This window comes from Limnothrix sp. FACHB-1083, from assembly GCF_014696485.1.
In the GTDB taxonomy this organism is placed as follows: domain Bacteria; phylum Cyanobacteriota; class Cyanobacteriia; order CACIAM-69d; family CACIAM-69d; genus CACIAM-69d.
This window is the reverse complement of sequence record NZ_JACJQD010000002.1, coordinates 128,299-150,960: the sequence shown is the minus strand read 5'-3', so window position 1 is coordinate 150,960 and position 22,662 is coordinate 128,299. Positions and strand designations below refer to the sequence as shown.

Below are 22,662 nucleotides of genomic sequence, written 5' to 3'. Positions count from 1 at the left end.
CCCCACCCGATCGACTCGGGTGTATGAAATCAGGCGATCGCCCCGCATGAGCAGAAACTTTGCCAATCGCCGTCTTGATCTGGCGCGAATCATGCCCGAATCATTCCTTGAAGAATTCGGGCAGAAAGACGCGGGCACAAGACGGTTTTTGCTCAATGCCCTCACCCTATTTGCCGCCATTTCCCCCGAGCAACAACACCAAGCCATCAACGATCTGATTCAGTTTGAAATCATCATTTTGTCCGATCGCTCGCGGGAATTTTTGCGGCGACGGGTGCAAGGCTTGCTGAAGCGGTTCTACTTGCAAAAAAATCTGGGTGAAAACGATATTCGTGAATATTACTATCGTTATTACATCCTCACGGGTACGATTCCGGAGCGCCTAACGCCCGATTATCTAAACTTTTTGATGAAGTTCATTGTGGGCATTGAACTCATCATCATGATTTTCTGCATGAGCTTCATGGAGCAGCAGCGCTTCTTTGAACTGCAAGGAAAATATTCCACCCAAGCCCTGTTGTTTTATCACTACATTCGCCCCATCCGCGACAAGTTAGTTCGAGAACGGGTGGTGACGCGGGATCCATCCGGTAATCACTACTATCGGCGGCCCAGCCTCGATCATTCCGAGGTGATGGATTTTGTCTTTGATGTGTTCGATCTCGATCGAATCGTTGCCTTGGGCGAATATGCCGAAAAACTAGCCTTTGAGCGGGACTACATCCACAGCGGCCCCGATGAGCTGGAGTCGGACGGATCCTAAGCGCCATCCCCCTTGCGATCGATGTCTGGCCTATGGCGTAACCGTTGCCCGAACCTTCCCAAATTACCCTAATCATCCTGCATCACCCTAATTGTCCTGAGGAACCGGGCCAGCCCTTGGGAACCTGGTGATACTGGTTACGTCCTTAACTGAGGAGCCATCGAAAAATAGCCCATGGCCACGATTTACTGAAAAGAATCAAGCTCCTGGGTTCTAATTTCAGTCACTATCAAAACCTGCTTTTAAAATCAACCCAACCACTGGGTTTTGTTTTCAATAACTCTTAAAATCAAGAAACTAACTGAATTAATTAGATAAAATTTCTAAGCTTCAACCACCAGAAAACTATTAATAGAAAACCCTAGCCTTAAGCTGCATTCCCCAGGCATGGGCAGGAGGCTTGGGGGGATTGCGGTTGATGATCCCTAACCGAAGGACGGGATCGATCGGCCATCGATCGCCCATCAATCTCCTCAGCCCTTCAGGATTAATCCGCCTGGGATGCCTTCCTTTTGGCTCGATCGCCCCTTAGGCCCCAACCCCACGCCATTGCTATCCCCAAACAACCCGAGCCGATCGCCCCGATGGGATTGGGCGGATTGAGCGATCACTCCACCCGAGCGTTGGCCAAGACGCGATCGCCATCCAGCCGATCCTGAAAATCCGGTTCCCAACAGTCGCTCCCCAGACGAACCAGACAGGGCGATCGTTCCCGATTATTTTCTAGAAAAATCAAGAATTGCGGGAACTTTTTGAAAACTTTTCAGAACATTTTGTTCCCGCAAAATTCCCCAAAAAAAATTTCCCCACTTCCGGATTCTTCGATCGCTTCCCGAAGGAATAGGCAGCGAACCACAGTTCACCAACCCGCACAGGGAACGCAACAGCAATTCACTTGCACCTCGATAGCGGTTCCGGTTCCACCGGCCCCTAAGCACCCAAGAATGCAGGACTTGCACCAGCGTTTGGGACTCGAACTCGTGACCGCAATGGTTGCGGCTGTTCGCCCGCGCCTCTTCAACTCAACAGCTCACCTTTTGCAACTCAAGTCCACTGGAGGAGTCAATGGCTGTTATTAACGGAACCAACTTTCCCGATGTCATCCCCATTACTGAAACCCAAGCCGCCCTCGACAGCCTGGCCGGGAATGATGTGATCAGCGGTTTGGATAGCAACGACATCATCCGGGGCTATAACGGAGACGATCGCATCCTGGGCGGCAACGACAACGATCGCCTGTTTGGCAACCAAGGCGTAGATACCCTGGAAGGGGAATCCGGCGACGATGAATTGCTCGGCGGTGCTGGCAATGACCTGTTGTTGGGCGGACTCGGCAATGACCTGATGTTCGGCAACATGGACAGCGACCAACTGTATGGCGGCAGCGGCGGCGACGAGCTGTATGGCGGCAAAGGCAACGACCTGCTGTTTGGCGAAGACGGCGACGATGTGTTGTCCGGCGATCTGGGCGCAGACACCATGCGCGGCGGTCAAGGCAACGATACCTTTGTGATCGGTCGCCGCAGCGACAGCTTCTCGGCCCAGACCGGTCAAATTTCCACCGGCGGTTCCACCATTCTGGAAGCCGACGTGATTGAAGACTTCAACCAATTTGGCCAAGACCAAATTCGGCTGATTGGCGGAGTCACCATGTCTGACCTGGAAATCTTTGATGGTTCCGGTCAAACCGCTGGCAGCGCCATCATTCGCGACAAAGGCAACAACCAAATTTTGGCGGTGGTGAAAGGGGTCAGCGCCAACCAACTGATGAACACCCCCGGCACGTTCAGTTCCGATGGTGTGCAACCTGGATCTGTGCCGCCCCAAGGCGCACTGCAATTTTCGGTGGCCAACCTGACCGGCACGGAAGGTTCCCAAGTGGAAGTGACCGTGACGCGGGATGTGAACCAATCGGCGGGCGCGGTTTCTGTGGATGTGGGTGTGTTGGGCGGCACGGCAACGGCCAACGCAGACTACAAAACCTTCAACCAAACCTTGAACTTTGCGCCGGGTCAAATTAGCCAAACCTTCAAGGTGGATCTGATTGACGATGCGCCTTTGGCCGACAGCGGTGAAACGATTCGGATGTTGCTGTCTCGTCCCACGGGCGGCGCAATCTTGGGCAAGCAGGATTCGGCAATCTTGACGATCGTGGACAAGGGCGCAACGGGCGGCGGCGGAACCACTGGCTCTTCCACTTTCCAATTCAGCGGCGCAACCTACACGGCGACGGAAGGCACGGCCACGGTACAAGCGGCCATCAACATCACCCGCACGGGCGACACTTCCCAAGCTGGCTCCGTCACCTTCTCGACCGGTACAGGCGGCACGGCGACGGCTGGCTCGGACTACACGGCGGTTGCAAACCAAGTGGTGAGCTTCGCGGCGGGTGAAACGGTGAAAATCGTGAACGTGCCCGTACTGTCAGACGCGATCACCCCGGAAGCGGATGAAACCGTAAACCTGACTCTGACGGCTCCGACCGGTGGGACGCTGGGCACTCAGGCTACTTCGGTGCTGACGATTAAGGATGTGGCATCTGGCACGGTAACTCCCGGCCCATTGCCTGGTAGCTCGATCGTTGGTAACACGTTGCAATTCAGCAGTGATCCGAACTCAGTGACGATCGACAACAGTCTCATGAGTACCTTCCCTGGTGGGATTAATGGAGGTGCTGGCAACGATCTGTTAACGGTTCCTGCTGCTACCACAGTTCCTGTTAAGGCACGTGGAGAAGCTGGTGACGATACCATCAACGGGGGTGCTGGCCCTGCTGTTGCGGCAATTACTGCTGATGGCGGAGATGGTAATGATGTGCTCTCTGGTGGAGATGGCAGTGACAAGCTGTTGGGGGGCGCTGGCGATGATGTTATTTCTGGTGGTGCTGGTACTGGAACGAACACCTTAGTGGGTGGAACTGGTCGAGATACCCTGACTGGTAATGCTGCTGTTCGAGACACATTTGCCTACAGTCGTGCTGACCTGGCTTTGACTCCTGCAACTGCTGACGTGATCGTTGGCTATACCAACACTGCACCCCCTGGCGCATTAGTAGCAGCGGATGACCTGATTGGCGTGGCTAGTGATATGGCTAGTGCAAACTTGACGGCGATCGGCTATGACGCTGATGGTAATGGCTCGCTAGAGTCTACTGCTCTGGGCTTCAATGACGGCGGAACGATCAAGTACCTGGCTGTGCTGCAAAACGTGCTGCCGACGGCATTCAATCCTGCTGCCGTCACCAACGTTGATCCTGCGACTTTCACAATCTAGTTCGGTACGGGCTAGGACAGGACGGAGAAATTCTGTCCTGCGAAGACTGCCAAAAATTTCACTTCTGAACTCGATGGGGGGCTGGGTCGATCGACCTGGCCCCTTTCTTTGGTGGTTAGCGCGGGGCCTTTGTCCAGCCAGCCGCGATCGCCTCCGCCTCCGAACAGAACCAGCGTTCCCCTCGCGATAGGTCGATCACGGTGCGCTCATAGTCCCGCATTCCTGGCAGGTGATATAGCCGTCGCCCGGTGTTTTGGCCGTCCGTGGTTTGGGAGATGTTGCCTTTGATCGGGCAGTTGGGATCGGGTGGGGTGGTGGAACGGCTGCTGGGGGCTGATTGGGTGTTGGGTCGCTGTTGGGCCTGGGCCGGTGCGATCGCCGTGGAGCCGATAACCAGGGCGATCGCACCGCCTAAAAGCTGATGAAGCATTGAGATCACCAAGCAACTACTGGACTCTATTTAAACACAGAGTCTCAGCTCAGTTTGTAATTTGAACAAAAATCTCACAAAGTATTCTTGTTTAAAATTCAGCAATCAGAATTTGGGTGGTTGAATATTGCGCCGTTGCACCCGAATGCTTGCCAACCAACTGCGACTAAATTTGTTGTTTTGGTATTGCCACTTCAACCAATGCCCAGTCAAAATTGCCAGTCGATCGCGCAACTCTTGACGCTGTTGCTTACCCAAAGCAGCAATTTCCTCAATCAAATGCCAACGATCTAATTGATCCCATGCCTGGCTTTCCATCAGTTTCACCTGCTCCTGCATCCAAGCGTAAAAATCCGCTTCATAAATCAATCGGGAGATATTGCACAACCTCTTATCCTTCAACCATAATAAAAAATTAGTTCTCAAGATTCTCACGGTTCTCTAGATTTTTCACATATAAATTTTAGAATTTCCATGATGTGAAAATCTTTGACAGTTTCGTGATGTGTGGAAAAATAAGTTGCAATCTTTCCTTCCATGGATATTCGGAAGTAATAAAAATCCTCACTGCCAGAATCATCAGTAATTTTTTTCCAAGCTTCATCTTTGGCTTTTGCAATCAACAAGACAGCGCTAGTCAATATTTTTCTGAAATCTTCATTAGAATCAAGATTAGACCAGTCAAATGGAAGGTGTTCTTGGAATTTATTTTCAAGAATTTCTTGAAGTTTGATCGGGTCTAATTCTTCTATCTCTTGAGGTGATAGATATCCCTTAAGTCTTTCTCTTACTATTGAAAAATGCTTTTTGATTCTGTTGTCTTTAGAAATGCTCTGAATCAGATCTAGATATATTTTATTTAAATCGAATACGCCATTGCAATACCTCAATCCAGCGCAAACATCAAAAACTTCATGTTTTAGTTCTGGTAGCATAAAATATGCTTCCTTATGAATTAAGCCGGTTGTATATATTCTATGATCGATCAGATTAAGGCTTCCAGATCTATTGCCATAAATACTTTGATAAATTGCTTCAATGCTTTGATGTATGGAACCCCGAATTGGCTTTTCTTCCAAGTCTAGATCAACGATAGCAAAGAGCTTATTAATATCTAGGTAACTGTCAGATGGAGGATCTTCGCAGTGCAGATCAAGTAGTTGATGAAAAATATCTATTACGTTAGATCGACTACCACAACTAAAAAATTGTGGGCATTTCTCTGCACGGAGATAGCGAGGTAAGCAGTTCAAATAAAAGCTGCTATCGGAGAGTTTTCCTGATTTCTTATATTCTTTTTCTTCAGCCAACCCTGCCTCCTTCCGAGAACGAGGAGTTCGTTTTAGCTTATCCCATGATGGTGCTCCTTCACATAGGACGACTGCTTTTTTTCTAATTGCAGATGAACTATAAATCATCTGCGCCATATCTTCAATTTCAGTACTGTTTAAGCTCATAGTTATTCAAGTTTATGATTCCTTCTCACTGTTTTTATTTTCAGGTATTAAACGAGGCTCAATATCGTTGATATGAGCAGGTGTGACTGCATTGCATAGATCATAGGAATGGGTTGCCAAAATAAATTGGTTATTGTTTGACCATTCTAGTAGCTCATGAATGATTTCATATTGCCAATCAGGATGAAAGCCAACTTCTACTTCATCCATCAGAACGATCGAATCCTTAATCTCTGTATATTTCAACCAGATATAGACTCCAAACTTTTTCAATTCACCATGACTCAAATCCTCAGGCAGTAGGACTTGATCAGATCCCTTTTTTCTGAATGTTATGGACTGAAACTCATCTTCAATTGATACGGTTTTATCTGTGAAGAACTGATTCACTTCTTCTTTGAGCCTCATCAATGAGTTTCCATAATTATCAGATACCAAACCAAGCTTTGTGTCTTCTTTGATACAGCGTTTAAAAACTTCTGCTAATGCTTTGACTGGAGAAAATTCGTAGGTATACCAGTTTCCAATTGCCTGCTTAGTGCGATCTACAATTTCCACGTAGGATAGGAGACCTTCACTACTGCCCAAAAGCTGCATACGAACTTTTTCTTCCAAAAAAAGAAAAACTTGTGCCAAAGGACAGGCTAGATAAACCTGTCTGGCAATTAGTTCAAAAATAGATTTATCAGATAGTGTCTGAGAAAATAAGAGATGATGATCAGATAAAATTGTTATGTAATAATAGCCATTATTTTCCAACTGTTCTCGAACTGTAGAAATTTCAGATTCCTTTTGATTTAATACTTTCAGAACATTATAGAGACTAGATTCAATTTCTGTTAGATTTTCTAGAAGATCATTAAGTCTCTCGATCATGAGCTTTATATCATCTTTTGCCCGTAAAATTCGCACTGAAAGTTTTTCAATCTCATCTTCTGACAAATGATTTACGAGTCTTGATTGAGAGTCGTAAATCGAGGAAAGTAAATCATTAATAAATTTCTCAAGTTCTCGATTTTGAGAAGTTTTTATTTCGTTACCAACATTCGATCTTAGAGACTGTATAATTCTTCTTAGTTCTATATTTTTTTCACTGATCATATCTAAGCTATTCTTAATTACACTCTCCGATCCGAATTCTTGAGAAACTTCATTTCGATATTGCTCATACTGATAGAAGCCCTCTAGGTTGTAATTAGCCAATTCGCGATCAATCGTCAGGAACAGAAGATCGATATCTTCTTGTTGATGATGAATTAAGAAGCGAGCAATTTCATTTACACCTGAGTTAAAGTTACTTAGGTTGACTTTAAGAATATTTTGAATGTAGTGATGTTTTTGCGGGTCGGCAGCGCAGCGAAGGAGAATAAAAATAAGTTGTAGTAGGGTGCTTTTGCCACCGCCATTTAAGCTGCCGACTGGAAAAACAGAAGGCGATAGAGCTTGATTGAACTCAAGCTCTACGTCTTGTAGTCCACGAAAATTTTTAACATGAACTTTTTTGAGAAACATAGTTTTGAATCGGTTAATAGATCAGTAAAAATAGACTGGCGTTGCGAGCTGCTGGAGAGCTACCCATCGAGGCTAGCACAAAATTCTAGACAGCAAAAAGGCAGGAGAGATCAGTGCCTCTCCTGCCAGGTGGGGAAGACGATCGCCCCGGAGCGATCGCCCTAACACGACTTAGCGCTTAGCGAGCTTTTTTGCCGGGAGCTTCCGCAACCGAATCGATTCGGGAGTGACCTCCACCATTTCATCGGAGCCGATATATTCCAGCGCCCGTTCCAGCGTCATTTGTACCGGCGCTTGCAACTGCACCAATTCATCGCCGCCGGCCGCGCGGTGGTTGGTGAGCTGCTTGGTTTTGCACACGTTCAGGTCAATGTCTTGCGGGCGGTTGTGCTCACCCACAATCATGCCCTTGTAAACCTTCGTGCCCGGTTCAATGAAGAACACACCGCGATCTTCAGCGTTCTTCATGGCGTAGAAGGTGGCCACGCCTTCTTCAAAGGAAATCATCACCCCGTTGCGGCGGGTGTCGATGTCTCCCACGATCGGGCGGTAGTCATGAAAACTGTGGTTCATGATCCCTTCGCCTCGGGTCATGCGCATAAACTCGCCCCGGAACCCGATCAGACCCCGCGCCGGGATGATGAATTCCAGTTGGGTGCGGCCGTTTTCGCCCACACGCATGTCCTGCATTTCAGCGCGACGAGTCCCCAGCTTTTCGATGCAACTGCCGGATGCATCGTCGGGCACATCCAACACCAACAATTCATAGGGTTCGCAGGGTTGGCCGTTCACTTCGCGGAAGATCACCTGCGGCTGCGACACTTGGAATTCATAGCCTTCGCGGCGCATGGTTTCGATCAAGATGCCCAGGTGCAGTTCACCCCGACCGGACACGGCCCAGCGATCGGGCGAGTCCGTTTCTTCCACACGCAGAGCCACGTTGGTTTCCAACTCGCGCATCAGGCGATCGCGCACTTGCCGCGAGGTCACAAACTTGCCCTCACGACCGGCAAAGGGTGAATCGTTGACCACAAAGGTCATTTGCAGAGTCGGCTCGTCCACCTTGATCAGCGGCAGCGCTTCGGGATTCTCAGCGCTGGCCAAAGTTTCCCCAATGTTGGCATCGGCAAAACCGGAAATGGCCACCAGGTTACCGGCCGAAGCCTGCTCGATTTCCACCCGTTGCAGCCCTTCAAAGCCCAACAGCTTGGTAATCCGCCCCTTGGTGATTGACCCGTCTTCCTTAATCAAAGCCGCTTGTTGACCGGCGGTGACCGTCCCGTTATGAATCCGGCCAATCACAATCCGACCCAGATATTCGGAATAGTCCAGGGTGGTCACTTGCAGTTGGAAGGGTTTTTCGGGGTCGCCCACGGGCGCGGGCACATGCTCCAGAATCGCTTCAAACAAGGGCTGCATATCCTTGTTTTCGTCGGCCAAGTCGTTCTTGGCAAAGCCAGCCATCCCCGAAGCGAACAGGTAAGGGAAGTCGCATTGGTCGTCATCGGCTCCCAGCTCGATGAACAAATCCAACACCTTATCCACGGCGGTCATGGGTTCCACACGCGGGCGATCGATCTTATTGACCACCACGATCGGGCGGAGACCCTTTTCCAGCGCTTTCTTCAGCACGAAGCGCGTTTGGGGCATCGGCCCTTCATTGGCATCCACAATCAGCACGCAGCCATCAACCATGCCCAACACCCGCTCCACTTCGCCACCGAAGTCCGCGTGGCCAGGGGTGTCAACGATGTTGATCAGTGTTTCTTTGTAACGAACCGCAGTATTTTTTGACAGAATCGTGATGCCGCGCTCCCGTTCGAGGTCGTTGGAGTCCATCACGCAGGTGGGCACTTCTTCGCCCTCGCGGAAAATGCCAGATTGCTTCAGCAGCGCGTCAACCAGGGTGGTTTTACCGTGGTCAACGTGGGCAATGATGGCAACGTTACGAATCGGGAGGCTCATAGGTTGATTAGCGATGGGTTCACACGGGCCCCGCTGACAGCAAGCAGTCCAGCAGGTTGGGTCTCGGAAAGACGATTTTTGTAAAAATCTGTAATGATTCTAGCCCAGGATTGCCAATTCGCATGGGCAATGTTATTGGCAAGTGTGATTGGCCACTGACTTTTGCAGCCAAATGTGCCAAACAGTGATGCCAAATGGCTATGCCAAACCAGCTCGCCAGCGTTTGGCCACCAAGCGCAAAGGCGAGCTTGAGGGACAGTCTGGGAAGCTGGTTTGGGGCTAGGGTCGCATCAAAAACAGTCGATCGCCCGGTTTAACTGGTGGGCGGATCCACCCAACGGCCATCGGCCTTAATCAGCTCAATCAGCGCCGATACGCCTTCGGTTTCCGGCACGCGCTTGATTTCGTCGCGACCCCGATACAGGGCGATCGTCCCCGGCGTTTTGCCCACATAGCCGTAGTCCGCATCGGCCATTTCGCCCGGCCCGTTCACAATGCAGCCCATCACGGCAATATCCAAGCCCACCAGGTGTTTCGTCGCTTCCCTCACTTGGTGCAGCACCTCTTCAAGGCTAAACAGCGTCCGCCCACAGGACGGGCAGGCCACATATTCCACCATCGTTTTCCGCAGGCCCAGCGATTGCAGAATGCTGTAGCAAACGGGGATTTCCTTTTCGGGGGCTTCCGTCAGCGAAACGCGAATCGTGTCGCCGATCCCTTCCGCCAGCAGAGTGGCAATCCCGGCGGTAGACTTGACCCGGCCATAGTCGCCGTCGCCCGCTTCCGTCACGCCCAAATGGATCGGGTAGGGCATCCCGGCTTCATCCAGCCGCTTGGCCAGCAACCGATAGGCCGCCAGCATCACGGGCACGCGCGAGGCCTTCATGGAAATCACCAGGTTTTGGAATTGCATATCTTCGCAAATCCGCAGGAATTCCAGCGCCGATTCCACCATGCCCAAGGGCGTGTCGCCATAGGTGAACACCATCCGCTCCGCCAGGGAGCCGTGGTTCACGCCAATCCGCATACATTTGTTTTGCTCGCCCAGGGTTTCCACCAGGGGTTGCAGGGTTTCGCGGATTTTCTTACCGATCGCCTCAAATTCGGCGGCGCTGTAGTCCTGGTCAGCGCGGGGCTTTTCAAACACATACAAGCCCGGATTAATCCGCACCTTATCAACGTGCTTGGCCACTTCCAGGGCGATTTTCATGCCGTTGTGGTGAACATCGGCCACTAGGGGCACAGGGCGATAGGTGTCTTCCAGGGTTTTGCGAATGCTTTCCATGGCCTTGGCGTGGGCCAGGCTGGGGACGGTGACGCGCACAATTTCGCAGCCGATTTCGTGGAGGCGACGAATGGCGGCCACAGACCCGGGAATGTCGAGGGTATCTTCGTTGATCATCGACTGCACCACGACCGGATGGCCGCCACCGATCGTAATGTCGCCCACTTGCACGGGGCGGGTTTGGCGACGATGGATCGTGGTGTCAAACAGTCGATCGTCTAGGTTGGTGGCGATGCTGCCGTTGGGAACGGGGGGTTTCGGCAGGGTTTGCATGGCTTCGCTCCGATCGCGGATGGCGCGGGGTATGTCTGAAGGCGCGGATGGTTCAAGGGGTTGCCCAAATAAATGGGTTTCCCAGTTTTTTAGGTTGCCATACTTTGGGCGATCGCTTGGAGTTTGTGGCGGATTTGACGATTTGCGCTAGTGATGGAGTCAGTCAGATCCGACAATTGGTGCTATCTATGGGGGCAGCGGTACAGGCAGCGATCGACAATCATGCGGCGATCGCAACTGAGATCGCGGGCATTCGTCGTTTAGGAGAGGCGCGATCGTGTTTGGACTGGGCTGGCCGGAAGTGCTGTTGATTTTGTTGGTGGCGATCCTGATCTTTGGCCCCAAGAAGTTGCCGCAGTTGGGCGGGGCCTTGGGCAAAACCCTGCGCGGTTTTCGGGATGAGCTGAACCCCGATGAAAAAGAACTCGATCGCCCCGCTGGCCCGCCGGACGTGGACGGAGAAGTGATCAAGGGCGATCGATAGTTAAGTTATTAGTTCCTTGAGACTAGCAGCCTCAATCAGTCGTGCCTGGGTAAGCCAGGCATTATCCGCTCCATTGAAAATATTTCGCATAAAAAATATTTTGCACAAAGTTTACGAAGGCAGTTGATTTCTAAGCGACCATAGCTCAACCTTGAAATTTTTGATAAAACATAGACAGGTATTTCAAATACTTCTCTTCTACTATGCAACTCAGGTCAATCAAATTAAAAAACATTGGATTGTTTGAAGATCAAGAAATTCCCATTGCTCCAACACTTAAAAATCACAGTAACATTACAATTTTTATTGGCAGCAATGGTGCTGGAAAAACGTCAATTCTAAAAGCAATAGCAACTTCTTTGAGTTGGTTCATCTCTCGACTGCGAACTGAAAAAGGAGTGGGTAACTCAATTTTAGAAGAGGAGATTTTAAACAAAGCTAATGCTGGTTTGATTGAAGTAAAAGTGGAGATTGATGAATCTCAAGTTCAGCACCAAGACCATAGTCAAGATGAAGGCTTTCAATGGACACTCGCAAAGCTGAGGCGAGGTCGTAATTCATCATTTGCTAGTAATCTCACTGCCTGTACTCGGTTAGCAGAAATTTATCGAAATTTTCTGACTGATGATGAAGCCGCGAGTTTGCCATTAATTGCATTTTACCCCGTCGAACGGATCGTACTTGATATCCCCTTAAAAATTAAGACCAAACATACATTCTTTCAATTAGATGCCTATGATAATTCCTTAAATCAAGGAGTCGATTTTCGTCGATTTTTTGAATGGTTTCGTGAACGAGAAGACGCAGAAAATGAGTCAACTATTTCCGAAGACTTTTTCAGTCAACCACCATTATTTGACTTGGAACCTGACTTTTGGGAAAAACTCAAACAGCTCAATGCATCTGCGAAAGATCGGCAACTAATGGCAGTTCGTACAGCTATTAGCCAGTTTATGCCCCATATGAAAAATTTACGAGTACGCCGTAAGCCGCGTCTTCATATGACAATTGATAAGTATGGTGAAACACTTAATGTTGCTCAATTATCGCAGGGTGAAAAATCCTTGATGGCACTAGTAGGCGATATTGCTCGTCGCCTAGCTATGCTGAATCCTGCTCTTGATAACCCCCTGACGGGCAAGGGTATTGTTTTAATTGATGAAGTTGATTTACACCTCCATCCCTCTTGGCAGCGAACAATCTGTAAGCACCTTGTGGCAACGTTTCCTAATTGCCAATTTGTGTTGACCACTCATTCATCACTAGTAATCAGCGATTACAAAGATGTTTTACTTTATGCGTTGAGTGATGGCGAAGTTCAAGAGCTTCCTCCGCAGTATGGACAAGATGTCAATACAGTGTTGCTTGAGATTATGGGCACTAGCATTCGTAATCAAACTATTGACGAGCGGTTAGGTGATTTACTGGATGCTATCCAGGATGTGGACTTAGATCTTGCCCGAAGCTTACTGGTACAACTAAGTCAGGAGCTTCCTGAGAACAATATTGAACTAATCAAGGCAAAACTACTTTTACGCAAGCAAGAAATTCGTCATGCGAGTCATTAGAAAAACCACCGAGCCTGAAAGCTTAACGATTTGGAAAAAGAAGCACCCCCAAGGACGTTATGAAGATTTAGATTCCAGTGTTCGTAGGGACATCCGGCAAAAGAGCTTATCAGAGCAATACTATCTCTGCGCTTATTGCTGTCAGAGAATCAAAGATATTGGTGACTGTCATAATGAACATTTAGAAGCGCAGAGCCTCAATCCGAAGCGAACACTTGATTTTCAAAATATTGTTGCCAGTTGCGATACGCTAGGCCAGTGCGGCAGATCACATCAGTCGCAACCATTACCTTTAACTCCAGTTATGGATGAGTGCGAAACAGAACTATTATTTAAAATTAGTGGTCGCGTAGAGGGACTAACTGAGCGTGCTTGTACAACTATTCAAGTTCTAAATCTAGGTGATCGCAACAAGCCCAACCTAGCTCTGATTGAGAAGCGCCGACAACTCGTTAATGCCTTATTGTGGGAGCATGGCATCAATCCTGATCAAGGGCTAATGCAAGACTTGGAAGATGATGAGTTTTTATATGACTTCTACGAAGAGATACTTCATGATTTACAAAAACCTCAAGGAGAGAAGTTAGATGCCTTTGCTCCGGTGGCCGTTAGCATTATCCGAAGTTGGCTGAATCGTAAAAATCCAGCTAAGAAAAGTAAGTAATTGCCTTGAAAATATCTCGATGATATGGACTGGAGAGCAATTTGATGAAAGCGATCGCCCTGAGTCAGCCCGGTGGGCCGGAAAATTTGCAGCCACAGGATTTGCCCCAACCGGAGATTACGGCGGGTCAGGTGTTGGTGAAGCTCAAAGCGGCCGGCATTAACCCGATCGACACCAAGTTGCGATCGCGCGGCACGTTTTACCCCGACACAACGCCCCAGGTGTTGGGGTGTGATGGTGCGGGGATCATCGAGGCGATCGGCTCCGAGGTGACGGGCTGGCAACCGGGCCAAGCGGTTTATTTTTGCTATGGCGGGTTGGGTGGCCCGGCGGGTAACTATGCGGAATGGGCGGCGGTGGATGCCCGCTGCCTGACCCCCAAGCCCGATCGCCTGAGTTTTGCGGAAGCGGCGGCGGCTCCCTTGGTGTTGATCACGGCTTGGGAGGCCCTGCGCGATCGGGCACGCATCACCGCTGGTCAAAAGGTGCTGATCCATGCCGGGGCTGGCGGCGTGGGCCATGTGGCGATTCAGTTGGCCAAGCTCTGGGGCGCGGAGGTGGCCGCCACGGTCAGCACGCCCGAGAAGGCGGATTTTGTGGCTGGGTTGGGTTGCGATCGCCCGATTCTCTATCGCCAAGAGGATTTCGTCAGCGCCTTGCAGGGCTGGACGGGCGGCCAAGGCGTAGATATTGCCTTTGACACGGTGGGTGGCGACTTGCTGACGGCTACCTTTCCGGCGGTGAAGCCCTACGGCGACGTGGTGACGATTTTGGAACCTGCCGCCAACACGAATTGGAAGGTTGCTCGCAATCACAACTTGCGAATTGGGCTGGAATTGATGCTCACACCGCTGCTGAAGCATTGGGATGCGGGCTTACGGCATCAGGCGGAGATTCTGCGTCAATGCGCGGCCTGGATTGATGCCGGTCAACTCAAAATTCAGTTGCACCAAACTTTCCCGCTCGATCGCGCCGCTGAGGCCCACCAACTGCTGGAGCGGGGCGGTTTGATTGGCAAGCTGGCCCTGGCGATCGATCCCTAATTTCAGACTGCAAGTTTGCGACTTTGAACGGCTGGGCGATCGTGTGGAATCATCCCTGAATGGGATTTGAATTCAGTGGCTATGCTGGAGAGAGTTCCTGCGATCGTCCTGCCATGACTGCTTCTATTGCCGCCCAGTTAATTGCTGCCAGCCTCACACCCGACGAGTATCGCGCCCTTGAAGAAAAAAGCGAAACCCGTCATGAATATTGCGATGGAGTATCAATCCCCATGACCGGTGGTACTTCAAGTCATAACCAAATTGGTCTGAACCTGATTCGGCTTCTAGATCTAGATCCACCCTTCACGGTTTTTGCATTGGATATGCGCCTTTGGTTGCCGACCTACAATCACGGAACTTATCCTGATTTGATGGTGATTGAAGGTGACCCCAGCTTTTCCGATGGACGGCGAGATGAAGTGTTAAATCCCACGCTGATCATTGAGGTTTTGTCGCCTTCAACGGCGGATTACGATCGCACGAAAAAGTTTAGTAAATATTGCTCCATTCCTGAGTTTCGGGAATATCTGTTGGTGGCTCAGGAAGAACCGGCAATTGATCGATTCTGGTTGGGTGAAGACGGCGACTGGCGTTGGCGAAGAACCGAAGGATTGACAGAAACCTGCTCGATCGCCACCGGCAATTTAGCGTTACCCCTGTCCAAAATTTATCGATCGGTTAGCTTTTAAATTCGGTTACCCATCAGCATTGCCCATGAACCCGACTCGATCGAGCGCCTCATCTTGGCAAACCGTCATCCGTTGGGTGGCGATCGGCTGTGTTGTGTTGGGCATTGGCCTTCGTCTTTGGGCCATTGATCACAATATCCTTTGGCATGACGAAGTACTAACGGCTGTCAGTGCCGCCGGCCATCGTTTGCCGGTGCTCCAGGCTCGTGAATTTGCCAACAAACTGGTCATGCAGCCGGAGTTGGTCGCCTATTTGGGGCCCAAGGGACAGCCTTGGCACACCGTTTTTGCTTCCGTGATTGGCAATCCAGAGCATCCACCGCTCTATTACCTGTTAACGCGGTTTTGGATGGAATGCTTTGGCAGCAGTGCCCTTGCCCTTCGGAGCTTGCCCACGATCTTTGGGCTGGCGGTTTTTCCTGCTCTGTACTGGGTCTGTTGGGAATTAACCCGATCGCCCTTGGTGGGTTGGGTGGCCATGGCGCTGGTGGCCCTGTCCCCGTTTCATGTGCTGTATGGGCGAGAGGTGCGGGAATATAGCCTGTGGGCGGCGTTGCTGTTGGTGTTGGGGGCGCTGCTGCTGCGTGCTTTGCGGTTAACAGAACGGGCGGCCACTTGGGGTGATCGGGTGCGGGCCTGGTGGCCCTACAGCTTGGTTTTGGCGCTGGGGCTATACACCTCCCTGTTGACGGTTTATGTGTCCGTAGGTCAAGGGTTGTATGTGTTGTGGCTCGATCGGGGGCGACTGGGCTGGCGGGTGCGATCGCTCATTCTGGCCGGCTTGGCCGGTGGGTTGCTGTTCTTGCCTTGGGCGCTGGTGTTGTTGAACCATTGGGAAGCCGCTCGCCAGCTCACCGCCTGGATGACCGCCTATGAAGAGCCGCGCATTCAAGTGCTCCGCCGATTGGTCACCCAAGTGTTGCGAGGATTCACGGATTGGGTTCCCGTGGGCGCTGGTTGGTGGGGGGCGGGGCTGTTTTGCGCGATCGCCCTGGGAGTCTTGATCTGGCTACAACGGCAGTTTCCCCTGCGGGTGAGCGGTTGGGTGCTGACCCTCACGTTGGTCTCCACCAGCCTATTGGTGATCCCCGATCTGTTCGATGGCGGGCTGCGCTCCATCTCAACGCGCTACTGGACGCCGACCTATCTGGGGCTGCAAATTGCCCTCGCGATTCTGATTGCCCAATCCCTGACCCAAGGGCAAACCCTGCGCCGCAGTCTCGCCGCGATCGGGGCCAGCCTGTTATTAACCATTAGCCTAAACGGTAGTTGGCAATTAATCACCTCTACCACCAATTGGGCCAAGGGAATTAGTGTTAGCTTGCCTGCTTTTGCGGAACAGATTAACGCCGCCGCGAACCCCTTGGTGATTGCGGATGGATTTGGCTATCGAGTTGGCAACACCATCGCCCTGGCCCTACGTCTGCGGCCCAATGTGCCGTTCTATTTGGTCTCAGATTTTCGACAGGTCAACCCCGGTGATTTGCAATTGTTGAAAACGGCGATCGGGCAAATGACTCCACCGATTAGCGATCTGTACGTCCTGAACCTGATGCCCCCGTTTCGCGAGGCGATCGAGGCAGAATTAAAAGGGCAAATTCAACCCCTCGGCGGTGACAACATGGCCTGGCTCGATCGATTGCAACTGCCTTCCCCGATCGCCGCCCAAAAGCCCATGCCGTTAAATTCAAACCTTGAGCAATTCAAACTTTAACGAAATTCAAACTTCCACAAAAAAGATAAGAATCAAAAAGATCAGAACAAAAAAGACAAGAGGTTTAAACCCCTTGCCTTTGAACGATTGCCATTGACCGCAAATTGCTAATTGCTAGCAGTTTCTAGGCCAAATTCACCAGCTTCAGGGTCAGATCCCACATTCTTTGACCCCGTTGCTCATCGCGGGCCTGAGGCGAGACCCGTTGCAGGAAGGCTTCGCGACCCTTCTTCTGGCGGTTGCCCCAGCTAAAGTAAGCCCCCGACTGCTTGAAGTCAGGATCTGCCACCACCTGAGCCACTCGATCGCCCGCCAACTCTTGAGACACATAGCCCCCAGTGATGTTCTTTTGGAACCAGGGGAAGATGGTTTGGAACAGGGGATAGTGATTGCGGAAGAGGGGCGTATCGGCCACACAACCGGGATAGAGCGAAGAGAACGTAATCCCAGTGGACTCATGGAAGCGACGGTGCAACTCGCGCATGGTCAGCACATTGCAAACCTTGCTTTCCTTGTAGGCCCGCACCGGCTCAAACTTCTTGCCATTGGCCATGCAAATCGGATTTTTGAAGCCCTGTGCAAAGCCTTCCAGATTGCCCAAATCGGGCTGAGGCGGAATTTTGCCCCCCAATTCGTCGGGGTTGTGGGTCACCGTGCCCAAGATCACCATCCGCCGATCGGGATAGTTCGAGAGCTTCATGTCATCCAACATCAGATTGCACAACAGGAAGTGGCTCAGATGGTTGGTGGTCATGGTCAGTTCATAGCCCTCAGGACTCCAAAGCGGTTCCTTAATCAAGGGCATATAAATGGCAGCGTTACAGACCAGCGCATCGAGCGATCGACCCAGCGATCGAAAAGCACTGACCAACATCCGTACGCTGGTGAGGTTCCCCAAGTCCACTTGGAGCACCGTATAGCTATCTTGAGGAATACCCGCCTCGGCCGCCGCCGCGTGGGTTTTTTCCAAATTCCGGCAAGCCATCACCACATACCAGCCACGATTGACGAGGGCCTTAGCGGCGTACAGCCCGACTCCCGAGGAAGTACCGGTGATGAGGACGGTGGGTTTTTGCTGTTCTGCCATTGCTGTTGTGCGGTTTTATCGTGATGGGTTACTAAAAAAGGGGGCAGAGCAACTGGCTCTTGCGCCTCATGCCGATCGAAACCGACGGTAATCGCCTCGATCGCGATCGGGAACGCTTTGCTCTGTTGAATGATGCCACCGGGCCCAAACGGGGCCAGGCGATCGCATCCTATCGAGAATCGCCTAATTGCGCGTCGCGAAAGGCGAAAACCTCAACCAATCTTAAAATCTTGGCCGGTTGTTGAGAATTTTGCAGGGTGGCATCCAAATTATTTGGCTAGCACCCTTGCGATTTTTCATCCATGGCGTATAATACATACTCGCGTCAAAAATATTGAGTTTTGTTCCGTTAGCCAAACGATCACCACTCAAGCAATCTCCGTAACCTAGAGATTTGAAGACGCATTAAGGCTCAGTAGCTCAGAGGTTAGAGCAGGGGACTCATAAGCCCAAGGTCGCAGGTTCAAATCCCGCCTGAGCCATCGCTGAAACCCTTACGCCACAAAGCGTTTAGATTATCCGCAACAGTATTTAGAACTGTAAAAATAAGATCCATTTAAGATCATGGGCTAGCGAGGCATTTTTTGGGCGATCGCTTCCCAGGCCTGACGGTGAACCTCTGCACTAATCCAGTGCTGATAAACCCGGGCATGGACTTCTAAGGAATGGCCCATCTGTTGAGCGGCTAGGCTCACGTCCAGTTGCCCGATCGCCCTGACGGCCCAAGCGTGCCGTAGGTAATAGGGCGGGAACGGAACGCCATACCGTTTGAATGCGTGAGTTACGCGGTTGCCAAGGTCGGTGTTGTTGCGGCCTGAGCACTTTGGCAACAGGATGGTTGCCAAATCCCAACGGTCAAACCATTCAGGCAACAGCGGAAAAGCAATCCGGCTCTTGGTTTTGCCGTCGAGCACGTCCAGGCGCGGGGGATAGGCCAGTTTGAGATGAAAGACCTCATGAGGCCTGAGTCCATAGGCGGCAATTGTGCCAAAGACCCAGCGCCAGGGTTTTGAGGGGATGCGATCGAATGCGGCCTCAATTTCGCGATCGGTTGGCAGATCGCGGGGGGCTGCATGGTGGATTGAATAGCCCCCTTGGTAGGGTTTGAGGTCGATCGCCAGGTCTGCGAATTTGGCCAGGGCCTGCAAAATTCGGACGGTGCGCTGTCGGGTGCGGCTGTCTGGCTCTGTGGAGAGCACAAGCGCTTTGAGGGTTTCGGCGGTGAGCGGTGCGGCTGCGGGCAACCGATCGAACACTTTCTGATAGTCGTAACGCCAGGTGGTTAAGCTCTTTGGGTTTTTGGGCCTGCGTTGCCAATAATCCTGCTCGAACCGATCGATCCACTCGCCACAGGTATCCCCTGGGGACGATCGCCGAAATTTTGGCCGCCAATCTCCCCAGTTAAAGGAGCCGTCCCGGAGCGATCGCCCCAACTCACGGGCCCGCCGTTCGGCATAGGACACGCCTTCGGTGGTGCATGGTGCGCCGAGGGCGATTTTGCGCTGTTTGAATTCGGTACTGAGGGAATCGGGCAAGGGGGGCAAGGTGGCTTGCAAGCTCAGCAGCCCGCGAATCAGCACGATCGAGCATTTCACTTTGTCGCGTTTGAGCCGGCCGTTGGCTTGGGCCAACCGGGCGATCGCTGCATCACTCATCGATCGGCTCCAGGTGTGCGAAGTCAACGATGAAGCTGCCGAATTTGCCGACCCTCTCGACCCTCGTTTTTTCGCTGGGGATGCCAACAATTCGGACGATCGCGCCGTTGTGTTTGTGATTGGGGGCGTTTACCCGAAATTTACGGCTGTAGTCGAAATTGAAATTTTTGCCACCCGTTGGGGGTGATGGCGATTTCACCGGATCACCGCTTGCGCTGTCTGGGTTTGGGGCGTTGGGCGGTGGTGCGATCGCGGTGTTTATTTCACCTTCCATGCGGCATACAGCAGCATGATCAGGAGCACGATGATCGCTGGAAAGTCGCTGTTGTCCATGGTTTGGGGCGTTTTGAGTTGCAAAGTTTTCGGCCGTTAAATGGGCGCTTTTTTCGCTGGAAAAATTTTCTGAATTTGGGTGGTTTGACCGGATCACCGGATCACCGCTTGCTGCGTAAGGGTTTGAGGGCTGTTTTTGAGGATCAGTGATCCGGTGCGTCTCAGGATCACTTTTTTGGGCGATCGGGCGATCGCTGAGAGTGATCGGATCACTGATCCGATGGTGATCGACCTCAAACCCGCTCTGGGCTTGAGGTGATCCGGTGATCCGATCACTGCCAACTCTTATAGATTCAGTGTTTGAAAAGCTTGATTTTGCGTGGGCGGGCGTTTCACCGAGCGCCTCGATCGGGTAGGGCGCTTGGTCGTATTCCATGCGAATTCGCACCCCGCGTAGGACTTTTCGTCGCGAGGTGCTGTCTGTGGAGCGGGCCAACTCTACTTTCCAGCCCAATTGGTTGCTCAGTAGATCCATTAGCGCCGGGGAAAACTCGCGGTTCGATCGCGGCTTGCCACCTGTGGCTAACGTGATTGCTGAGTAGCTTGCGTATAGACTACCTGAGTCATCGCGGGTTTGTCCAACAAACACCCAATCATTCAGGTCGCCGGTGGGAATCAGATGATCGTTGACCCAGCTCGCGAGGTTGTCGGAGCGCATCCGGTAATCCCAGGTTTGAGCGATCGCCGCTGGGGCTGGATCCGAGAGCTGCAACAGCACGTCCGTCACCTCGCGATCGGGAATGCTCAACACAAAGTTGGTGAGGGCGGCCAGTTCGGGGGCAAAGGCGCGATCGAGGTTTTTGCGCTGCCCAGGGGGGACGGTGCGGGTGAAGGGCACGACCAGGGCGCGGCGCGACATCCCCGATGAGTGATCGCCTGAAAAGATGGGGAAATTGCTGCCCACCAAGACCATGCCGTCAAATGTGAAACTGAATGCGGCCTTGAATTTGAATTCGGCCCGCAATGGGTCTTGGCCTGTGAGGGATTTGAATTTAGACAGCCCGCCATGGAAGGTGTCTTCATCGGGCAAGGCTACCAGGCGTTTGCGATAGGCGTTGGCTAGGTCGTACTTATCGGAGCAAATTGCGGAAAGGCTTGTGCTGTGGGTGTTTTGCTGCCCAATCAGTGCGATCGCCAGTCGGGTAAATGTACCTTTGCCCGTGCCCCCGGGCCCGGTCAAATGCAGGAATCGCTGCAAATCGGCGCGGCGCTTCAATGTTGCATTTAAGAAGCACAGCAGGATTTTTTGCAGGCCGCGATCGCCATTGGTCGCAAAGTCCATCCACTCTGCGATCGTGTCCCAATCGGTGGCGGTGGGGTCGTATGGCCTGGGAAGAGACCAGAGCAACCGGTTGGCGGGGGCGTGGCCGGTTAGCTCCATGGTTTCGAGATTCAACACGCCATTGGTGAATGGCAGGATTCCCTCTGGCTCTTCCCAGTCGGTGACCAGCAAATAGGCTTGGAGCAGCTTGCGGACGGAATCAACGAAGCTCGAGTTATAGCCGGAGCATTCGGATCGCAGGTCAAGTTCTCCCTGGATCATGGCGTTGATTTGGTCGTTGGTTTCAGGACTCCAAACGCCATCGTGTAGGGCTTCGTAGCGATACCACTGTCCGATGTTGGGGTCGTAGGCCAGAAAGGGCCGATAGCGTTCTGCGAGCGATCGGGCGACTTCTGAGGATTCAGGCTTTTTGGGTTTGGCTTCCTGGGTTTTGACCTGTTTCTCAATTCCCTTGAGCCAATCCTCAAACTTTTGGGCCGATCGAACCCGATCGGCAAAGGCATCAGGGCCTTGCGCCACAATCAGGTCATCGACCCCTTTCCATGCGGTGTCCCAGGTCACGATGATGACTGTGCAACCGCGTTTCTGTAGGTAGCTGCCGAACCGTTTGAGGGCTAGCAGGCACTTGGGGTTTTCCTGATAGTCCGAGTCGAACACCAGGGCGTGAGTTGTGCCCGGTGTGGCCCATTTCTCGGTTTCAAAGCTGAGTTGGTGGTCTTTGCCCCAATTCCAAACCCCGCTGAGGCAGATGGCGGTATAGCCATGAGTCAGCAGTGAGGCTGCTTTTTTGGCTCCCTCAGTCCAGTAGCGAATTTGGCTGGTGTCGCTCCAGGCGTTTAACCAGTAGTCGGGGTTCCCTGGGATGGCTAAAAACATTGCGTCAGGCTCAATCCCTGATGCTGTGAGGTATTTGGCGGGTTTTTTGTCTTTTTCCACAACATGTGGAATATCGGGTTTTCCCTGTCCGTCGCGTGGGCCCAATGGGCGGCCATCTCGCCAGTTAACGCCTCGAACCCACCATCCGCCCGATCGAATCTCGGATGCGGGTTTGACCCTCAAATTGAATTCTTTTTTGGGCAGGCTCTCCAAATTGGCGCGGGCGATCGCCTCATCAACGCCGCTGCCGTCTACCCACTCGGTCAAATGCTTGGGCGCAACACGCGCCGATCTTTCTGCCGTCATCAT

21 protein-coding genes and 1 tRNA gene are annotated in these 22,662 nt (G+C 51.8%); 11 read left to right on the top strand and 11 right to left on the bottom strand.

The genetic code is table 11. The features are described from left to right. Positions 1-91 precede the first annotated feature (91 nt). Positions 92-763 (top strand): hypothetical protein, encoded by a 672-nt coding sequence (locus H6F46_RS02635; protein ID WP_199309216.1) that lies wholly within the window; start codon positions 92-94, stop codon positions 761-763. A 473-nt stretch (positions 764-1,236) separates the two neighbouring features. Here H6F46_RS02635 and H6F46_RS02630 read toward each other — a convergent pair whose 3' ends face one another. Together H6F46_RS02630 and H6F46_RS19510 are read right to left on the bottom strand one after the other, a co-directional pair. Then, complete coding sequence (locus tag H6F46_RS02630) at positions 1,237-1,374, bottom strand: hypothetical protein (RefSeq protein WP_190353448.1); 138 nt, start codon at positions 1,372-1,374, stop codon at positions 1,237-1,239. After that, positions 1,371-1,499, bottom strand: a complete 129-nt coding sequence (locus H6F46_RS19510) for a hypothetical protein (RefSeq protein WP_255508868.1) — start codon at positions 1,497-1,499, stop codon at positions 1,371-1,373. Before H6F46_RS19510 ends, H6F46_RS02630 begins: the two co-directional genes overlap by 4 nt. A 329-nt stretch (positions 1,500-1,828) precedes the next feature. Between H6F46_RS19510 and H6F46_RS02625 the strand changes: the two genes are divergently transcribed. Beyond that, the gene (locus H6F46_RS02625; protein WP_190353447.1) at positions 1,829-4,036 is read left to right on the top strand and encodes a Calx-beta domain-containing protein; all 2,208 of its coding nucleotides are present in this window, start codon (positions 1,829-1,831) and stop codon (positions 4,034-4,036) included. 115 nt (positions 4,037-4,151) lie between these two features. Here H6F46_RS02625 and H6F46_RS19050 read toward each other — a convergent pair whose 3' ends face one another. The 6 genes from H6F46_RS19050 to ispG form a co-directional block, all read right to left on the bottom strand. Continuing rightward, entirely contained in the window at positions 4,152-4,466 is a 315-nt protein-coding gene (locus H6F46_RS19050) for a hypothetical protein (RefSeq protein ID WP_199291354.1), read from the bottom strand. 105 nt (positions 4,467-4,571) lie between these two features. Next, positions 4,572-4,901 carry a DUF29 domain-containing protein gene (locus H6F46_RS02615; RefSeq protein WP_347278267.1) on the bottom strand — a complete coding sequence of 110 codons (330 nt, stop codon included), beginning with the start codon at positions 4,899-4,901 and terminating at the stop codon, positions 4,572-4,574. After that, positions 4,898-5,923 (bottom strand): hypothetical protein, encoded by a 1,026-nt coding sequence (locus H6F46_RS02610; protein ID WP_190353446.1) that lies wholly within the window; start codon positions 5,921-5,923, stop codon positions 4,898-4,900. Before H6F46_RS02610 ends, H6F46_RS02615 begins: the two co-directional genes overlap by 4 nt. Before the next feature lie 12 nt (positions 5,924-5,935). Beyond that, positions 5,936-7,435: an AAA family ATPase gene (locus H6F46_RS02605; protein WP_190353445.1), complete on the bottom strand. Its 1,500-nt coding sequence runs from the start codon at positions 7,433-7,435 to the stop codon at positions 5,936-5,938. 171 nt (positions 7,436-7,606) lie between these two features. Continuing rightward, positions 7,607-9,400 (bottom strand): translational GTPase TypA, encoded by a 1,794-nt coding sequence (gene typA, locus H6F46_RS02600; RefSeq protein WP_099532669.1) that lies wholly within the window; start codon positions 9,398-9,400, stop codon positions 7,607-7,609. Positions 9,401-9,713: 313 nt separating this feature from the next. Then, positions 9,714-10,958, bottom strand: coding sequence for a (E)-4-hydroxy-3-methylbut-2-enyl-diphosphate synthase (gene ispG, locus H6F46_RS02595; protein ID WP_099532671.1), 1,245 nt, complete (start codon positions 10,956-10,958; stop codon positions 9,714-9,716). 47 nt (positions 10,959-11,005) lie between these two features. Between ispG and H6F46_RS02590 the strand changes: the two genes are divergently transcribed. The 7 genes from H6F46_RS02590 (at position 11,006) to H6F46_RS02560 (ending at position 17,120) form a co-directional block, all read left to right on the top strand. Beyond that, a complete protein-coding gene (locus H6F46_RS02590; RefSeq protein ID WP_190353444.1) occupies positions 11,006-11,269 on the top strand; it encodes a hypothetical protein in 264 nt (87 codons plus the stop codon). Next, positions 11,236-11,442, top strand: a complete 207-nt coding sequence (gene tatA, locus H6F46_RS02585; RefSeq protein WP_190353443.1) for a twin-arginine translocase TatA/TatE family subunit — start codon at positions 11,236-11,238, stop codon at positions 11,440-11,442. The genes H6F46_RS02590 and tatA overlap by 34 nt, the downstream gene beginning before the upstream one ends. Before the next feature lie 203 nt (positions 11,443-11,645). After that, on the top strand, positions 11,646-13,010 hold the full coding sequence (locus tag H6F46_RS02580; protein WP_190353442.1) for an AAA family ATPase: 1,365 nt from the start codon (positions 11,646-11,648) through the stop codon (positions 13,008-13,010). Continuing rightward, a complete protein-coding gene (locus H6F46_RS02575) occupies positions 12,997-13,674 on the top strand; it encodes a TIGR02646 family protein (RefSeq protein WP_190353441.1) in 678 nt (225 codons plus the stop codon). The genes H6F46_RS02580 and H6F46_RS02575 overlap by 14 nt, the downstream gene beginning before the upstream one ends. Before the next feature lie 44 nt (positions 13,675-13,718). Further along, the gene (locus tag H6F46_RS02570) at positions 13,719-14,717 is read left to right on the top strand and encodes a zinc-dependent alcohol dehydrogenase family protein (RefSeq protein ID WP_190353440.1); all 999 of its coding nucleotides are present in this window, start codon (positions 13,719-13,721) and stop codon (positions 14,715-14,717) included. Positions 14,718-14,830: 113 nt separating this feature from the next. After that, positions 14,831-15,406 (top strand): Uma2 family endonuclease, encoded by a 576-nt coding sequence (locus tag H6F46_RS02565; RefSeq protein WP_190353439.1) that lies wholly within the window; start codon positions 14,831-14,833, stop codon positions 15,404-15,406. Between the two features lie 25 nt (positions 15,407-15,431). Further along, complete coding sequence (locus H6F46_RS02560; RefSeq protein WP_190353438.1) at positions 15,432-17,120, top strand: glycosyltransferase family 39 protein; 1,689 nt, start codon at positions 15,432-15,434, stop codon at positions 17,118-17,120. A 124-nt stretch (positions 17,121-17,244) separates the two neighbouring features. On the opposite strand, the gene H6F46_RS02555 is transcribed toward H6F46_RS02560, so the two are convergent. After that, positions 17,245-18,207 (bottom strand): protochlorophyllide reductase, encoded by a 963-nt coding sequence (locus tag H6F46_RS02555; RefSeq protein WP_099533996.1) that lies wholly within the window; start codon positions 18,205-18,207, stop codon positions 17,245-17,247. A gap of 68 nt (positions 18,208-18,275) precedes the next feature. On the opposite strand from H6F46_RS02555, the gene H6F46_RS02550 reads away from it, so the two are divergent. Further along, a complete protein-coding gene (locus H6F46_RS02550) occupies positions 18,276-18,452 on the top strand; it encodes a hypothetical protein (protein WP_158234469.1) in 177 nt (58 codons plus the stop codon). Positions 18,453-18,616: 164 nt separating this feature from the next. Further along, positions 18,617-18,689 (top strand) — tRNA-Met (locus H6F46_RS02545). Positions 18,690-18,776: 87 nt separating this feature from the next. On the opposite strand, the gene H6F46_RS19195 is transcribed toward H6F46_RS02545, so the two are convergent. Together H6F46_RS19195 and H6F46_RS02535 are read right to left on the bottom strand one after the other, a co-directional pair. Beyond that, positions 18,777-19,862, bottom strand: a complete 1,086-nt coding sequence (locus H6F46_RS19195) for a site-specific integrase (protein WP_190353437.1) — start codon at positions 19,860-19,862, stop codon at positions 18,777-18,779. Then, positions 19,855-22,662 (bottom strand): phage/plasmid primase, P4 family, encoded by a 2,808-nt coding sequence (locus H6F46_RS02535; protein ID WP_190353436.1) that lies wholly within the window; start codon positions 22,660-22,662, stop codon positions 19,855-19,857. The genes H6F46_RS19195 and H6F46_RS02535 overlap by 8 nt, the downstream gene beginning before the upstream one ends.

What these genes read in the sequence shown, in the direction of transcription:
- H6F46_RS19195 (WP_190353437.1), bottom strand. Translation starts at nt 19,862, where the DNA reads ATGAGTGATGCAGCGATCGCCCGGTTGGCCCAAGCCAACGGCCGGCTC.
- typA (WP_099532669.1), bottom strand. Translation starts at nt 9,400, where the DNA reads ATGAGCCTCCCGATTCGTAACGTTGCCATCATTGCCCACGTTGACCAC.
- H6F46_RS02625 (WP_190353447.1), top strand. Translation starts at nt 1,829, where the DNA reads ATGGCTGTTATTAACGGAACCAACTTTCCCGATGTCATCCCCATTACT.
- H6F46_RS02560 (WP_190353438.1), top strand. Translation starts at nt 15,432, where the DNA reads ATGAACCCGACTCGATCGAGCGCCTCATCTTGGCAAACCGTCATCCGT.
- H6F46_RS02575 (WP_190353441.1), top strand. Translation starts at nt 12,997, where the DNA reads ATGCGAGTCATTAGAAAAACCACCGAGCCTGAAAGCTTAACGATTTGG.
- ispG (WP_099532671.1), bottom strand. Translation starts at nt 10,958, where the DNA reads ATGCAAACCCTGCCGAAACCCCCCGTTCCCAACGGCAGCATCGCCACC.
- H6F46_RS02565 (WP_190353439.1), top strand. Translation starts at nt 14,831, where the DNA reads ATGACTGCTTCTATTGCCGCCCAGTTAATTGCTGCCAGCCTCACACCC.
- H6F46_RS02610 (WP_190353446.1), bottom strand. Translation starts at nt 5,923, where the DNA reads ATGAGCTTAAACAGTACTGAAATTGAAGATATGGCGCAGATGATTTAT.
- H6F46_RS02580 (WP_190353442.1), top strand. Translation starts at nt 11,646, where the DNA reads ATGCAACTCAGGTCAATCAAATTAAAAAACATTGGATTGTTTGAAGAT.
- H6F46_RS02590 (WP_190353444.1), top strand. Translation starts at nt 11,006, where the DNA reads ATGGTTCAAGGGGTTGCCCAAATAAATGGGTTTCCCAGTTTTTTAGGT.
- H6F46_RS02605 (WP_190353445.1), bottom strand. Translation starts at nt 7,435, where the DNA reads ATGTTTCTCAAAAAAGTTCATGTTAAAAATTTTCGTGGACTACAAGAC.
- H6F46_RS02555 (WP_099533996.1), bottom strand. Translation starts at nt 18,207, where the DNA reads ATGGCAGAACAGCAAAAACCCACCGTCCTCATCACCGGTACTTCCTCG.
- H6F46_RS19050 (WP_199291354.1), bottom strand. Translation starts at nt 4,466, where the DNA reads ATGCTTCATCAGCTTTTAGGCGGTGCGATCGCCCTGGTTATCGGCTCC.
- H6F46_RS02535 (WP_190353436.1), bottom strand. Translation starts at nt 22,662, where the DNA reads ATGATGACGGCAGAAAGATCGGCGCGTGTTGCGCCCAAGCATTTGACC.
- H6F46_RS02635 (WP_199309216.1), top strand. Translation starts at nt 92, where the DNA reads ATGCCCGAATCATTCCTTGAAGAATTCGGGCAGAAAGACGCGGGCACA.
- H6F46_RS02570 (WP_190353440.1), top strand. Translation starts at nt 13,719, where the DNA reads ATGAAAGCGATCGCCCTGAGTCAGCCCGGTGGGCCGGAAAATTTGCAG.
- H6F46_RS02550 (WP_158234469.1), top strand. Translation starts at nt 18,276, where the DNA reads ATGCCGATCGAAACCGACGGTAATCGCCTCGATCGCGATCGGGAACGC.